The 14,717-nt window shown below is 46.1% G+C and carries 15 protein-coding genes; 6 read left to right on the forward strand and 9 right to left on the reverse strand.

The genetic code is table 11. The features are described 5' to 3' along the window. Nucleotides 1-43 precede the first annotated feature (43 nt). Nucleotides 44-697: a bifunctional 2-keto-4-hydroxyglutarate aldolase/2-keto-3-deoxy-6-phosphogluconate aldolase gene (locus tag KAI37_RS01265; protein ID WP_233901797.1), complete on the reverse strand. Its 654-nt coding sequence runs from the start codon at nucleotides 695-697 to the stop codon at nucleotides 44-46. A 9-nt stretch (nucleotides 698-706) separates the two neighbouring features. Next, the gene (locus KAI37_RS01270) at nucleotides 707-1,498 is read right to left on the reverse strand and encodes an IclR family transcriptional regulator (protein ID WP_071639120.1); all 792 of its coding nucleotides are present in this window, start codon (nucleotides 1,496-1,498) and stop codon (nucleotides 707-709) included. 358 nt (nucleotides 1,499-1,856) lie between these two features. On the opposite strand from KAI37_RS01270, the gene KAI37_RS01275 reads away from it, so the two are divergent. Then, on the forward strand, nucleotides 1,857-2,447 hold the full coding sequence (locus tag KAI37_RS01275; protein WP_071639121.1) for a P-loop nucleotide/nucleoside kinase family protein: 591 nt from the start codon (nucleotides 1,857-1,859) through the stop codon (nucleotides 2,445-2,447). An 81-nt stretch (nucleotides 2,448-2,528) separates the two neighbouring features. Here KAI37_RS01275 and udk read toward each other — a convergent pair whose 3' ends face one another. After that, nucleotides 2,529-3,164, reverse strand: a complete 636-nt coding sequence (udk, locus tag KAI37_RS01280) for a uridine kinase (RefSeq protein WP_013308305.1) — start codon at nucleotides 3,162-3,164, stop codon at nucleotides 2,529-2,531. A 75-nt stretch (nucleotides 3,165-3,239) separates the two neighbouring features. Then, nucleotides 3,240-3,761, reverse strand: a complete 522-nt coding sequence (locus KAI37_RS01285) for a ClbS/DfsB family four-helix bundle protein (RefSeq protein WP_076293826.1) — start codon at nucleotides 3,759-3,761, stop codon at nucleotides 3,240-3,242. 375 nt (nucleotides 3,762-4,136) lie between these two features. Here KAI37_RS01285 and KAI37_RS01290 point away from each other — a divergent pair, with 375 nt between their 5' ends. Further along, on the forward strand, nucleotides 4,137-6,230 hold the full coding sequence (locus KAI37_RS01290) for a pectate lyase family protein (protein ID WP_076293827.1): 2,094 nt from the start codon (nucleotides 4,137-4,139) through the stop codon (nucleotides 6,228-6,230). A gap of 91 nt (nucleotides 6,231-6,321) precedes the next feature. Here KAI37_RS01290 and KAI37_RS01295 read toward each other — a convergent pair whose 3' ends face one another. The 4 genes from KAI37_RS01295 to KAI37_RS01305 all read right to left on the reverse strand — a co-directional run bounded on the left by KAI37_RS01295 (nucleotide 6,322) and on the right by KAI37_RS01305 (nucleotide 11,426). Continuing rightward, nucleotides 6,322-6,666: a hypothetical protein gene (locus KAI37_RS01295; protein WP_023986544.1), complete on the reverse strand. Its 345-nt coding sequence runs from the start codon at nucleotides 6,664-6,666 to the stop codon at nucleotides 6,322-6,324. A gap of 147 nt (nucleotides 6,667-6,813) precedes the next feature. Further along, entirely contained in the window at nucleotides 6,814-8,892 is a 2,079-nt protein-coding gene (locus KAI37_RS01300) for a DEAD/DEAH box helicase (protein WP_258383031.1), read from the reverse strand. Between the two features lie 166 nt (nucleotides 8,893-9,058). Next, nucleotides 9,059-9,400 carry a hypothetical protein gene (locus KAI37_RS26225; protein ID WP_258383032.1) on the reverse strand — a complete coding sequence of 114 codons (342 nt, stop codon included), beginning with the start codon at nucleotides 9,398-9,400 and terminating at the stop codon, nucleotides 9,059-9,061. A gap of 370 nt (nucleotides 9,401-9,770) precedes the next feature. Further along, nucleotides 9,771-11,426 (reverse strand): SWIM zinc finger family protein, encoded by a 1,656-nt coding sequence (locus tag KAI37_RS01305; protein WP_220030585.1) that lies wholly within the window; start codon nucleotides 11,424-11,426, stop codon nucleotides 9,771-9,773. Nucleotides 11,427-11,696: 270 nt separating this feature from the next. On the opposite strand from KAI37_RS01305, the gene KAI37_RS01310 reads away from it, so the two are divergent. From KAI37_RS01310 to KAI37_RS01325, 4 genes are all read left to right on the forward strand, one after another. Continuing rightward, a complete protein-coding gene (locus KAI37_RS01310; protein ID WP_071639127.1) occupies nucleotides 11,697-12,353 on the forward strand; it encodes an alpha/beta hydrolase in 657 nt (218 codons plus the stop codon). 367 nt (nucleotides 12,354-12,720) lie between these two features. Further along, nucleotides 12,721-12,930 carry a hypothetical protein gene (locus tag KAI37_RS01315; RefSeq protein WP_158659080.1) on the forward strand — a complete coding sequence of 70 codons (210 nt, stop codon included), beginning with the start codon at nucleotides 12,721-12,723 and terminating at the stop codon, nucleotides 12,928-12,930. A 353-nt stretch (nucleotides 12,931-13,283) separates the two neighbouring features. Then, complete coding sequence (locus KAI37_RS01320; protein WP_071639129.1) at nucleotides 13,284-13,541, forward strand: hypothetical protein; 258 nt, start codon at nucleotides 13,284-13,286, stop codon at nucleotides 13,539-13,541. Beyond that, complete coding sequence (locus tag KAI37_RS01325) at nucleotides 13,538-13,924, forward strand: retropepsin-like aspartic protease (protein ID WP_071639130.1); 387 nt, start codon at nucleotides 13,538-13,540, stop codon at nucleotides 13,922-13,924. Before KAI37_RS01320 ends, KAI37_RS01325 begins: the two co-directional genes overlap by 4 nt. Before the next feature lie 116 nt (nucleotides 13,925-14,040). On the opposite strand, the gene pgmB is transcribed toward KAI37_RS01325, so the two are convergent. Continuing rightward, a complete protein-coding gene (gene pgmB, locus KAI37_RS01330) occupies nucleotides 14,041-14,700 on the reverse strand; it encodes a beta-phosphoglucomutase (RefSeq protein ID WP_071639131.1) in 660 nt (219 codons plus the stop codon). Nucleotides 14,701-14,717: the final 17 nt, after the last annotated feature.

Below are 14,717 nucleotides of genomic sequence, written 5' to 3' on the forward strand. Positions count from 1 at the left end.
ATCTTGCCTAATGTGGTCTATACAGGCTTAGCCAATCGATATCTTATATGGAACGTGCCGCCGCAACGGCCTCCAGAAATTCCTTGGCAGCCGCCGTAACTTTACTGTAATCTCCGTCTTTTTGCGCAGCCTTGGTGATATAGCTTCCTACGCCAGCTCCGATGCAGCCAGCTTGTAACCATTCCTGCACATTTTGCGGAGTGACTCCTCCAGTAGGGGCGATGGGAGCTTGAGGAAGTGGGGCGGTAACCGATTTTACATATTGTGGACCTAACCCTTCGGCCGGGAAAAGTTTAACAATGTCCGCCCCGGCTTCCAACGTCTCCAATACTTCCGTCGGGGTAAAAGCGCCACTAATGGTCACGGCCTGATAACGGTTGGCCATTTTGATCATTTCGGGGTTGAGTTGCGGACTTACCAGAAGCTCTGCCCCCGCTAGAATAGCCGCTCTTGCCGTTTCTGCATCCAATATGGTTCCAGCGCCGACAAGAACGTCTTCTTCACGATACTTTTCTGCCAGTGTTTGAATGACATGAAGCGCATTCGGCACACTCATTGTGATTTCCAGCGCCTTAATACCGCCTTTTACGGCTGCTTCTGCTACAGCCAAAGCCTCTTGTTCGTTGTCCAAACGAATGATCAACACAATGCCTGTGTCCGCTATTTTCTTGAGATTATTGAACTTCTTCCACATCATCTTATCCTCCTAATCGTTATACAGACTTTCACCACGGTATCCCAACTGGTTGGAGAGCTTTAGCGCTGTTTCCTTGACTAGCTTGACGATCATACCCTCGCGCTCCGGTGTCATGGTAGAGTACATACTCGCCACACTAATCGCTGCCACCGGCTGATTCCATTGGTCATATATCGCAGAACCGATGCAATACATTTCCAGATTGTCTTCCCGGTCATCAATGGAGTAGCCACGCGTCCGAATTTCCGTTATATCCTGCAAAATTTCTTGTAACGTTACCTTTGAGTATTGTGTTTTGGCCGGAATTTCTCCGTCTACTCCCAGAATAAACTGGATTTTTTCCGTTGGTAACGCTGCCAAAAGTGCTTTACCGATTCCTGTGGTGTGTATGAATCTTCGTGAGCCTAGCTTTGCTGTCGGTCTCATAACAGAGTAATTTTCCGCCTTATCCAGATACACGATCTGCCCTTTATCCTCGACTCCCAGAAAAACAGTGCTGCCCGTCTGTCTGTTCAGCTCCTGTAACAGCGGTCTGGCCAGATGGGGGATGCCCATATTGGATAAATAAGCTATACCGGTTTCAAAGGCGCCAATGCCCAAACGATAGGTCTTCAGGCGCGGATCATCCAGCTCAATAAAGTTTTTATAGAGTAATGTCTGCACCAGTTCGAAGGCGCTGCTTTTGGGCAGCCCCAACGTCTTGCAAATTTCGTTCAGTGTCAGCGGGGAACTGCTATTAGATAACAGGACCAGAAGATCGACAACCCTTTCGGCTGATTTATTCAGCTTAAAATTTTCCATGCAATCTCCTTCATTCAATTACTGTTCGTATATGCGAACCGTGTTCATTATTTCGAACTTGGGTTTATTATAGTACAGCCCCACAAGAGAGATCAATAACCTTTACAAAATATTTTATTTATTCCGATATGGGATTGAATTTCTTATGAAAACGTTATAATCTAAATAAAAAATAAATTCAATACTACGAATTTAGTTCGTATATGCGAACAAAGTGGGATTTTGAGCAGCTCCTGGATGTGTACCGTACGGGTGTTGCTACGCTATCAATTGGAACCGTATACATTTAAGGATTTAATTTATGAAAATGTGCAAAAATCCTGAAATACAGATTGCGGGTTATAAGGAGGAATTACGGATGCAACCTACAGCTATATTTTTAATCGGGGCTGCCAGTTCAGGTAAATCTACGATAGGTAAGCTCATTGCTACAGAATATCATTTTGCTTATTTGGATAAAGATATCATCTGTAATAAGTTCACGGGCCTACTGTTGGAGTCCAAAGGATACTCGCCTCATGAGCGTGACGGCAACACTTTTTATAGCGATACGATCATGCCGCTTGAATATCAGACTTTGCTGGACTTAGCCAATGATAACCTTCAATTGGGGAGATCCGTCGTTCTGGATGCACCGTTTCTCGGTTATTTTTCTAACAAAGATTACATTCGGGAATTAAAAGAAAAATACGACTGGCATCATGTCAGACCGCTTGTATTACAGGTGGACGTGGATTTTGACACATTAAAAGAGAGGATGAAAGCCCGTGGATTGGAGCGGGATGAATGGAAATTTGCCCATTGGGATGCTTTTGTGGAAGGAATCCGTGCCAGAAGTTGTCTATGGGAAGATATTGAGATCCGGCATTTTGATAATAGCCCTGCTGAAGTAGATAAGAGCAGGCTGCACAATACACTTTCCTTCAAAAAGACAACAACCTCTTTGTAATTCAGGTTTGGTGAAAACAAAAGAAGCGCCCCTTGGAGTCGAAGTGATAGTGAGCTTCCTCCAAAGGGTGCTTTTCTCCTTTTATACAGTTCCCCACGTCCGATCTCCCGCCAAATATTTTTCAGTCAAAATAGACAGCAGTTGAATACCAACCTCATTGTGTCCTCCCTCAGGAAGGATCAGGTCAGCGTATTTCTTGGAAGGCTCAATAAATGCCTCATGCATCGGCTTAACGGTAGTCAAATAGTGATCGTGGATCGAATGGATGGTGCGGCCGCGTTCCTCAATATCGCGAAGAACCCGACGGAGAATGCGCACATCAGGGTCAGTATCCACAAATACTTTGATGTCAAGCAGGCTGCGGAGCTTTTCGTCTGACAGCACATGCAGACCCTCCAACATAACGATGTGATTTGGCAGAAGCTCTACCGTCTCGTCCGTGGAGCGTGCATGAACCGTAAAGTCATACACTGGTGCTTGTGTTGCTTGTCCTTTTTTCAAACATTGGAGATGCTCAATAAGCAATTCGTTGTCAAAGGCAAACGGATGATCATAATTGACCAAAGCACGTTCATCATAGCTCAGATGTGAATGGTCTTTATAATAGTTATCCTGAGATATGAAAGTCACTTTATTAGATCCCAGACGCTCAACGACGGCGCGTGCTACCGTCGATTTACCGGAACCTGTACCGCCGGCAATACCAATAATAAGCATGGCGTTTCACTTACCCTTCCCTAAATGTATCCCGATACAACTCAAGTATTGTAGCACAATGCACACTTTTTTTCATCACTGTTGGGCTTTGTATTTCTTCCATTTCCGTATCTTGGCTCTGAATGTTTTAAACGGTGCCACCGAGTTGATGTGAATCCATCTTGCCATGGGCCAGTTCGGATTAGTACCCGTCCAGTTGTGAACGCCTTGAGTGAAGAGCTCTTCATGGCTAAGTGTGTCGATCCAGTCCAGCCACTTTTGCTCAGTCAACTTGAACATATCGCGTAATTCACGTAAAGATTGGTGGGAATAGGTCTTGTAAAATGATTGATATAGTTCGCCTAGTCTATTCCATTTATAATTGGGAGCGGGCATGATGACGGTTTTTCCTTCCCGTTCGTCCCTGTCCCATGTCATGACAAGATGAAGCCATCCGAGCTGGTAGGCGATCATTTCTGCGGGTGTTTTATCTACTTCAGGGATACGAATATCCTTTTGGCTCTCATCGATCTCCTGGAACTCACCGTCAAATCGTAAGTAGGAGGCATGAATGGCTTCTTTTAACTCCAATTTGGAAGCGTAGTCGTAGCTGGACATCTAATCGCTCCTTTAAATGATATGGATGATACTCACTCCTTTATATGTACCATTCTCAACATGACAACCGTATGTCTTATTCAAAAATAAAAAAATATCGTTTTTTGTGATTTTATGAAACAGCATTTGGCGTGTTCACGAAACAGGATGCAAAATTAATAGAGAAATTAAGACAAAAGATAAGTAATTAGACATATTTTAATATTTATTTAAATGCCTATAATTATTGGAGTATAGCGATTGGGGCCCTCATTGGTGTTGGGACATTATTCCCTTCATCAGTACGTTATATACCGTTGGGGCATGTCATGTCCGATGAACGGTGCAACCTTTGTTTTAGTATTCATGAATCTAATTAAGAAGGGGATTGTTATAATGAAGTCGAGTCTGTTAAAAAAATGTGCAAGTGTAATGCTAAGCAGTACGTTGGTACTGTCTTTATCATTACCGTTGCTAGGTCATGCACATGCAGATGGGAATTTACAGATAAGTGATGATTTCGAGCAAGGAGAAGCTCAAGGCTGGACCGCAGATTCGGGGAACTGGTCTGTGGTCAAGGATGGGAATGGTTCTACATACCAACAATCTAGTCGAAGCGAAAGCCATTCCGTCAAAGGTAATGCCTCATGGACGAACTATAGCGTGCAAGCAGATGTATATGTAAATGATTTTAATGGCTCCAATCGAGTCTACGTTGCAGGTAGATACACAGATTCCAACAACTTCTATGCCGCATCGTTGTACAACAAGAAAGATGGGGCTCTTGAGATTCGAAAAAAAGTCAAAGGCTCTATGAAGACACTGGCTACCAATAAAAAATACAAACTGGACACGAATACATGGTACAGAGTCAAGCTGGAACTATCTGGTTCAGAAATCAAAATGTATGTCAATGATCAACTGGAGCTGTCCGCAACAGACACCAGCCTCACTGCTGGAGCCATTGGTTTGGTAACCTCTAAAACAGCTGCCCAATTCGATAATGTGATTGTATCCGGTGCTTCTTCTGAGGTAGATCCAGGAACACCGCCTGTGAACCCAACACCAGGTACAGAACAACCGACTCCTGGAGTGGACCCTGATGTAACCTCCAAAAACAACTATAATTTGACTGGCTTTTCGTATGGTAATACAGGTGGTGGCAATATTGCGGATACAGATGCCAACTACAAAAAGGTTTACAACGCTGTAGATCTCAACGAAGCACTGAAGAAAGGCAGCAAAGTCAAAGTGATTGAGATTATGAACGATCTTGATCTCGGTTGGAATGAAATTCCTAGTGCTGCTAAAGTAATGCCTTTTAGTGCCAACAACCCTGTACAGACGCATCCTGTTCTGAAAAAGACAGGTGTGAGCAAAGTCTATATCGAAAATATGAATGGGGTTACGATTTTCTCTGCCAATGGTGCGAAAATCAAACATGCCGGCTTTGTTATCAAAAGAAGCTCCAATTTGATTTTCCGTAACCTCGAATTCGATGAGCTTTGGGAGTGGGATGAAGCAACCAAAGGGAACTATGATAAGAATGACTGGGATTATGTTACCATCGAAGGTACAAGTTCCAAGGTATGGATCGACCACTGTACATTTAACAAAGCCTATGATGGTCTGGTAGATGTGAAAAAAGGTAGTAACGGAGTTACGATTTCCTGGTCTTTGTTCAAAGGAGATGACCGCAGCTCCAACAGCTGGGTAACCCAACAAGTCAACGCGATGGAAGCAGACAAGTCTTCCTATCCTATGTACGCTTATCTGAGAAGCAGTGCAGTAGGCATGAGTAAAGAAGATATCATTGATATTGCAGCAGGACAAAAGAAGGCTCATCTGATCGGTGCTACGGAAATGGCTTCCGACAATGCAGACCTTGAGGTGACGCTGCATCATAATTACTACCTGGATATTCAGGATCGCATGCCTCGTCTGCGTGCTGGTAATGCTCATGCATATAACATCGTTATGGACGATGCTGGATTGGCCAGAGCCAAAAAAAGAATCACTTCTGACATGGCTAAAGCAATTGCCGCAAAAGGATACCATTTTGATGTCGTGGGTAATGGTGCAATTTCAACAGAAAACGGCGCGGTGTTGCTAGAAAAGTCTTATTTAATTGATGTGTTTTCTCCAGTGCGTAATAATCAAAAAGATCCTAACAAAGCGGATTACACAGGTAAAATCAAAGCCGAAGACGTTATCTTTTCGGACAACGGTACCGTATTTAGAGGAGGCAGTGACGATACGAATAGCCCGTTAGCCCCTTATCCAGCGAAGGCCAAGAGCTTCTCTTGGAATGGGTTCACAACGTTGCCATACAGCTATACTGCTGAAGACCCTGCTAACCTGGTTGCTCAATTGCAGGCCAAGGATGGAGCGGGTGCAGGCAAGCTGAACTGGTCGAGTGAAAACTGGCTCAAAACGGTGTACAAAACAGCCGTTGCGAAAAATGCAATAGTGGAAGAAGATTCCGAATAGGTAGGCCAAATAAAAAAGCAGCTAGGACAGATATGCTCTGTTTCTGGCTGCTTTTTTGGTTACCTACGTTAAGGCTGCGTTCGGTACGAACTTAACCGATAACGACAAACGAGGACACGCCAGCAGGTACGGTTCTAACCCGGAATAGCGTTCCATCGTCTCTAAAGGTACGCAGAATAAAAGCCTGGTTCGTAGGTGTACGGACTCTGCTGAATCGGGCAGTACCAAAACCATCGAAGCCTGCAGCTTGCACAAAGCTTCCATCTAGACGCCGGAGTATAGCAAAAAATCCGGTTGTGTTAAAAGGAACACCGTTTGTGTTAGCCCAGATGACCGTAAATCGGCGCAGGGTTTGTGTTGGACTCACATTGCGATATCTCGTAACAGGAACCTTCCTGCCCGTAGATTTCAATGTTTGTGGAGGACGAATGGCCACTTCAAATCAACTCCTTTGTTGTGATGAGATAGTAAATGCAAACAAAGGAGTTTTGGACTGTGTTATAAACTACGACTTCTTAAAAATAGGTATATATCGAACTCAAAATGGCATACCATGTACATTATAGTTCGATTTGGGATCTCCTTATGCCCAATCGCGTCGTAGCGTAAAGAGGTCTTTTAACGCGTCTGTAGACAGCTCAGTAATCCAGCCCTCCGTACTGGTTATGATTTGGTCGCTAAGCTGCTGCTTGCTCTCCAGCATTTCATCAATGCGTTCCTCAAGCGTGCCCAGCGAGATAAATTTGTGCACCTGTACATCCTTCGTTTGCCCCATCCGGTAGGCGCGGTCTGTGGCCTGATTTTCAACAGCTGGGTTCCACCAGCGATCAAAGTGAAAGACGTGGTTGGCGGCTGTCAGATTCAGGCCCACCCCCCCGGCTTTGAGCGATAAAATAAACACGGATGGCTGCTCGGCAGGGGGGAGCGTGTGAGATTGGAATTGATCAATCATTCGGTCACGCGCAGTTTTGGATGTGCTGCCGTTCAGATAGAGCACGGGCTCTTGCAGCTCCTGAGCGAGTACCCGCTGGAGCATTTGTCCCATACCAATATACTGTGTAAAAATAAGGCAGCGCTCGCCCTCCTCCCGCAGTTCCTTGACCATAGCCAGAATGCGCTCCAGCTTGGATGAACGGCTAATGACCGCTTCAAGATCGGAGGGACTATAACCGGAAGCCGCGCTATCTGGGAGCGCCTCCTTGGTTAAGAGGCCAGGATGGTCACAAAGCTGCTTCAGCTGGGTAAGGGCGGATAAAATGGCTCCTTTCCGTTCAATCCCTTCCAGCTTCTGCATCCGTTCCATCAACTCTTTGACAATCTGGTCATAGAGCGCGCCCTGCTCAGAGGTCAGATGAATGTAGGTTTTCATCTCATTCTTGTCAGGCAAATCAAGCTGTATAGCAGGGTCCTTCTTCTTTCGCCGCAGCATGAAGGGCTGAACCAACTTTTGCAAATCTAATGTGCGCTGCTCGTTATGTTCCTTCTCAATAGCATTAATGAAGCGATTGCTAAAGGCGCGTGAGCTGCCCAGGTAACCTGGATTGATAAAATCATAAATGGACCATAGCTCTGACAAGCGATTTTCAATAGGTGTCCCGGTCAACGCAATCCGATGACGTGCAGGAAAGCTGCGCACGGCTGTGGATTGCTTGGTTTGCGCATTTTTAATGTTTTGCGCTTCATCCAGGCAGACTGAATCCCAGGTCATGCTTTGTAGCAGCTCTTGATCCAGGGTTGCCGTAGCGAAGGAGGTCAGGATGACATCGGCCTGCTCAACTTCTTCGCGGAACAGGTCTCCCTGCTCCCGCTTGCTTCCATAGTGCAGCATCACCTTCAATGAAGGGGCGAAGCGGCTGAGTTCCTTCTGCCAGTTGCCCAGTACCGAAGTTGGGCAAATCAGCAGCGAACTGGAGCGGACGCCCGTCTCGGCGGCAATATCCTGTAGGTGCAGTAAATAAGTAATAAACTGCACTGTTTTACCGAGTCCCATGTCATCGGCTAGACAGGCACCCAGTCCAAAACGCCGTAAAAAGGCAAGCCATGCATACCCGTCCCGCTGATACGTCCGCAGCTCGGCTTGCAGCCCGTCCGGCACGTCCAACGCAGGCCATTCCGACTGTCGTCCGAGCTGGCTGATCAGCTTCAGCAGATGGGCATTCAGCTCGACTTCCAGTCGGAAGCGTGCCGCATCCTCCGGCTGCTCGCCCGAGGCGTCGCCTTCAGGCTCGTCGGCGTTGCCGAGCAGGTGTAGCTGCAGGATGTCCTGAAAGGACAATCCCTGAGCACTGTCGATCCCAGCCATGGCCCGGCGGATCTGCGCCAGCAACGCGGGATCGAGCGCGATCCATTGCCCGCGGAAGCGCACCAAGCGCTCGTTGCGAGCGACCAGCTCGGCGAATTCCGACTCGCTGAGATCGGCATCACCGAGGGCAACACGCCAATCGAACTGGACAATCGAGTCCAGTCCGAACAGCGAGCTGCCCTTCGTGCGCTCTCCCGCCCCTTCGCCAGGGCGTACCTTGGCCCGCAGCTTGGGCTTCTTGCGGGTGGCTGCCTCCCACCAAGCCGGGAGCAGCACCTGCCAATCGCTTTCCAGCAGACGCTGGCTGTCGGTCGTCAGGAATTGCCACGCCGCTTCGTCGGAGAGCGGGCGATTCAGCACGTCATCGCGGCTTCCGGCACGCTGTCCGGCGGGCAAAATCGAGGTCAAACGTTCTAGCCACCCGGCAGAGCGCTCACGGACATGTGCTGTCCAGGCATCGGGCCATGAGCCGGATGCGTACCCATCATCGGCGAGCTGTACAGACACCAGCAACGCCGGGTCCTGCTTATCCTGCAACACAAGCTTGAGCTGCCAGGACGGCTCGTCGTCCTCCAGCTCTGGCTCCAGCAGTTGCAGAAGTGGCCGAAATGGCGCGGTATCGGCTTTCCAGCCGATGGCGATGAGCCAGGCCCGCGCGTCCAGACCCGCCGCCGGGCGATTGGGGGCGAAGAGAATTGGATATTCTCTTCGCAAATCGGCGGCTTCCGCTTCGGTGCCGTACCAGCGCTGAAATACGGCAGCCGAGAACGCCGCTATCAGCCCTTCCTGCTCGTCCTTCTCCAAGCGGTCGAGTAAAGCAAGCTCTGCCGGTTGGATGTTTTCCAGTGCTTCCGCATCCCACTTCCATTGCAGCTTCCCCGCCTGGAACGCTGTGAAGCTGGGCACATATGCTTTCGCCTCAATACAGTGAGCAAGTAAAGGGATCAGCCGGAGCCACGGGGCATGGGCCTCGTCCCAGATCCATTCGATATGCTTCAGAAGCTCGCGCTCTGCCAGAAAAGGAATCACCTGCTCCGAGGGTAGCAGGATAATATCCGTGTCTTGAACATGTTGAATCTCCAGCTCGGTGCCATAAAACGAAGCCTCATGCCAAGCAAACAAACGCTGCTTCAGAATTTGGCCGGAAATGCTATAGTTCATGGAGGAATCGCCATAGATCAGCGCGTCTCCATAGGTAGTTAATTGGATATGGACGGTAATCGTTTCCGTATATTGATTCATGATAACAATTTCCCTTTCCGCAATTCCTCCTGTAGCGCCCGCAGGCGGCTATGACGGCTGGTGAAGGTCGTAAAGAACAGCTCCCAGCGTGATTCTTGCTTCATTTTCTTGTACAGCTTGAACAGTCGCTTTAACAGCTTGACTGCTGCTTTATAGCTGGCTCTGTTTTTTTCCAACACATAGCGTTCTACCGCTTGATGGTAAAAGGGGAGTAGTAACTCAGGCGCGTTCTTTTCAATGGGCTGTAACACGCTCACTCGAAAACTCAAAGGCTCACTGCGTATGCTTAGCTGATAGTCGATCCATGACCGCCATTTTTCGTGAGCAAGCAGCGCCTCTTCATACATTCCCCCGGCAAATGGAAGCATACCCACCAGCGTGTCCCACATGTCCTGCTCCGCTTCTGGAAGGTGCTGCAAAACCAGATCCCAATCATGTATATAATCTTGTAAATGGTCATCCCGATGACTGTGAAGCAGGGGTCCGATATGTCGCAGTCCGTCCTTGAGACGTGCCCAATCCTCGGCTTTACGCAACGTCTGTAAGAACAAAAGCAATTGACTGGAAGAGATTTTTAGTGGAAAAGCTCGTTCCGCTTCCTGAAGAAGTAACCAGGCTTCATTATCCTGCGATTGGTAAATATGCATCCAGCTGCGAGCTAACATCCACGGAAGCCGTGCTAAAGTTGTGCCGAGATCCTCCTCAGCCGCCTGTAAATGCTGTAATTCCTCCGTATATATGCTGGAGTCCTGTCTCTCGGGATGCACCCAGTGCAGCCAAAACTGATAATACGCGTCTGAAAAATAAGTACCGTTACGCGATTCTGTCAGCATTTTTCGGCGTAAATAGGCTAAGGTTTCTGCCATACGGGCTTCTTGCATCGGTTCATCGGTCAGCTCCAGTGGACTCTCAAAATCACGCTCGATAGCTTCTTTAAGCTCATCGGCAGCAATTTGCGTGTAATACCCCATATAGGTATGAGAGGGATAGCCTGGCATGGAAGACTGAGGTACGAGCTTTTCCAGCACACGCAGATGAGCATGCAGTCCGTATAGTTGTTGCATGCCGGGTGAAAGCGGCGGCTTCACAGCATAGATCGAGGCTAAAGCGCTTTGGACATATTGGGAATTTTGTGTGTTCACATGGTTAAGGGCGATACACTGATCGAACAGATCATGCCACTCTGAAATGGGCATGTCCGGTATTTTGCTTGCAGTTTTACTGAGGGCGTTTCTTGTTGTTTCCTTGTGATCCGGTGAAAGATTCGACCGGGAAGGAGGTGTGTTACGCGTGTCAGCTTTTGTCGCCAATCGAGTGAATCCCGCCGAATGAGCGTTCACTAAAGCATGTACAGAACGTTCCTGTTCATTCGCGTAATTCAGTAGTACGGCAATCATATGCTTGCAGTTGGTGTGGACAGGGCATGTACATCTGCTGGCAGCAAAAGCGCTCAAGTGGAGATCCACCTCGTATAGCTCGCTTCCATCCACGACAGCTGCAATATGATCGGCATCAGGCATTGCGAATTCTTTTACCTTTCCTTGCTTAAAATACTGGAAACCTCGTTTGATCGTCACGTCATTAAAATGGTCAGCCACGTTTTCAATAAGCTGTTGCCACTGTATATCATCCATAAGATAGGTTGGTTTCATGTGCATTAGTCTCCTAAGAGAGAATAGTTGATCGGGTAGTAGCTTAACTCTTCCATTATATCAGTTCACGAATATAAATTGAGTGGAGGGAGCAGTTGGAAAGTTTTCATACGGGTTGACATGTTTCCTTTTGAAGAGTACATTTCTATTATAAATATAAAATAAATATTACTAATATTTTAGTGTTAATGATTTTGTATAGGATTGGTTTGTAGTGAACTATATCCGTGGAGGTATGCAATAAACTTATTGTTAAGAGGGGGAAATAACATGTCGTCTTTATATAGCTATCATATTCACCTGCCCAGCCAGCTTGATCTCAACCGTACGTATCCAACCATTTTTACACTGCATGGGAAAGGGTCCAACGAGCAGGATATGTTCGGAGTTGTAGAGCCGTTGTCAGATGAATTTATTATCATCGGCATTCGTGGAGACCTTCCCATGAGTGGAGGATTCCAATATTATGAGCTGAAAAGTCTAGGTAATCCGCTGCGTGAGCAGTTTGATCGGTCTATTGAACAGCTTCAGGCGTTCGTACAGTATGCCACAGATAAATATCCGGTTGATCCTAGCAAACGGTATTTCCTCGGCTTCAGTCAGGGAGCGATTTTGTCGATGTCACTTGCGCTTACCCTTGGCAATCAGTTGAAGGGGATTGTAGCGTTGAACGGATATGTGCCTGATTTTGTGAAAACAGAATATTCGTTGCAAAGCATAGAGGACATGTCCGTATTTATTTCCCACGGCGAATACGATTCTGTATTTCCAGTGAGCATCGGCCATGAGACGGCGGCATATTTCCAGACCAGGACTTCTCATTCCACATTCAAAACATACCCGACGGATCATGGTGTCTCACCAGATAACCAGCGAGATGTGCTTCAGTGGCTGCGTGAGGATGCGGGTGTTAGCTCGAAAGTGTAAGGGCGTGGATAAGAGTAGAATAGCAGGCGGCTATTAAGCCCTAAAATTAGTTTAAAAAATACGTATTTGGAATGACAAACGAAAAAGGTGCTGCAGTTGGCATAGGAGTGCCTTTTTTTTGGCATGTTCATAATTCTCCGGCTCCTTATGTAAGCTATGAAACACTAGAAGTTGCTTGTGTAATCTCCCAATATCAAATTACAATAATTTATATAAAATTTATCGGCAATGTCGCTGAGTATAATACTGAAAGGACAGAAGATAACTTGTCTTTTTATCCAATTGTTTGTCTAAAATAACGCCTTATTATCAAACAATTAGAACCTTTGACGAATGACAGATTTCCAAAGAATTTTAGAATATACTTGTGAAAAATAGTTCTTTTTTTGGGGGAGCATTGGTTAAGTCCCAGTCAAAAGAAAAAATAACAATTGGAGAGTTAGTGGATAGTTACTCTATAAACATAATCAGAACAGCAAGAAAAATGATTAGCGCAAGAATTAATTTTGATAAATGGTTGTTAGAAGATCTTATTCAACAAGGCTATGTCGGACTGATAGAAGCTCAAAGAGATTAAATCCTCCTGAAAGTGCTAAGGAACTCAAAAAAATGCAGCACACGATTAATGAATATAATCACAAATTATTGAGACTAAAAGAAGATTTACGAACATACATGAATAACGAAACACGACTATAAAAATACCCGGTTTTTATATAAAACCTAAACATTAGCCACAACTTCCGATCGGAAGTTGTGGTCTTTTTAAGCTAAATCAATTATGAAAAAATGATGCTACTTTACAATAGTTTGATTGCGATATAAAGTACCTGGAAATGGTATAATAATGTCGAAAAACATTTTATGACGTCGATTTATTAACATTTTGTCTTTCTTCAAATACAGGATATTTTAATGGAGGTGTCTGAAATGCGATGGGAAGAAGTTAAAGAACGTTTTCCTAATGAATGGGTCGTACTTGAGGCAACCAAAGCCTATTCAAAGGATGGTCAGCGTTTCATTGAAGAAATGACCGTAATTGATACATTCGGTGATTCGACGGATGCTTTTAAGCGGTATAATGAGTTGCACAGAGTGGATCCTCAGCGTGAGTATTGTTTTTTTCACACTTCTCGTGCCAAAATTACGGCAAAAGAACGCTATGTGGGGATCAGGGGGCCTAGATGAACATTACAGAAATATATGAGCTTCCCTTTGTTAAGGTCAAAGTAATATTTAGGGGAGAAGAGTTAACTTTAAGTAAAGTGCTTCTAGATACTGGTTCTGCCAGCACACTTCTGAATGCAGATATAGTACGAGAAATAGGTATGATTCCGGAAGGGGATGATGATGTTGATATTATACGAGGTGTGGGTGGCGTAGAATATGTCTACACTAAATCTCTAGATTCCATTACACTCGAAGAATCGACACTCGAAAATTTCCAGGTGGAAATTGGAAGCATGGATTATGGTATGCAGATCGATGGGATACTGGGCTTTAATTTTCTTAAACTAGTTGGAGCTGTTATTGATGCTAAGGCAATGGAAGTAAAGACTGATAGCTATTAAAGTTTTGGTTTGCAAAACTTCTAAATTCAATAAGATCTATATTCAAGAAAAATAAAAAAACTGGTGGAACGGGTCCACCAGCTAATCAGACTCACCTTTATAGGAAATTCCTTTTTTCATCCTCTGATAAAATGTGACTCCAACATGCTCAGAGAAAGCTCGGCAGTAGTGGCTACCACGATATCCGCACCTTGCATTTGCGAAGGTGTTCCTACACCGACCGCAAACATCCCGGCACCCTTGATCGCCTGTATGCCAGCCTGTGCGTCCTCTATACCGATACAGTCGGCAGGCTGAACGCCCAGATTTGCGGCTCCGGTGAGGAAAATTTCCGGGTCAGGCTTGCCATTCCGAATGGCGGTAACATCCACCACACTGTCAAAATAGTACGCTAGCTCCAGTCGCTCCAGGATAAACGCTGCATTTTTGCTTGCAGAGGCCAGCGCGATGCCGATTCGGGCTTCACGAAGTTCTGTCAGAAGCGCTTTAATGCCTGGAAGAATGTCCGAGGGAGTTACAGCTGAAATGAGCCGCTGATACTCCGTATTTTTCCGTGTAGCCAGTTCTTGCTTGCCTTCTTCTGAAAATTTATTGGACAGGTTACCGCGCGCCAGTATTTTGTCGAGCGATTCCGTACGGCTGATTCCTTTTAACTGTTCATTAAATTCCCGATCAAAAGGGATGCTTAACGCTGCCGCCAAGCTGCCCCATGCCTGAAAATGATATTCGGCGGTATCTGTAATGACTCCGTCTAGATCAAAAATGACTGCTTTCATTTGGTTTCCCCCTGTCT

The sequence above is a fragment of the Paenibacillus sp. S25 genome (assembly GCF_019454085.1).
GTDB lineage: Bacteria > Bacillota > Bacilli > Paenibacillales > Paenibacillaceae > Paenibacillus > Paenibacillus polymyxa_B.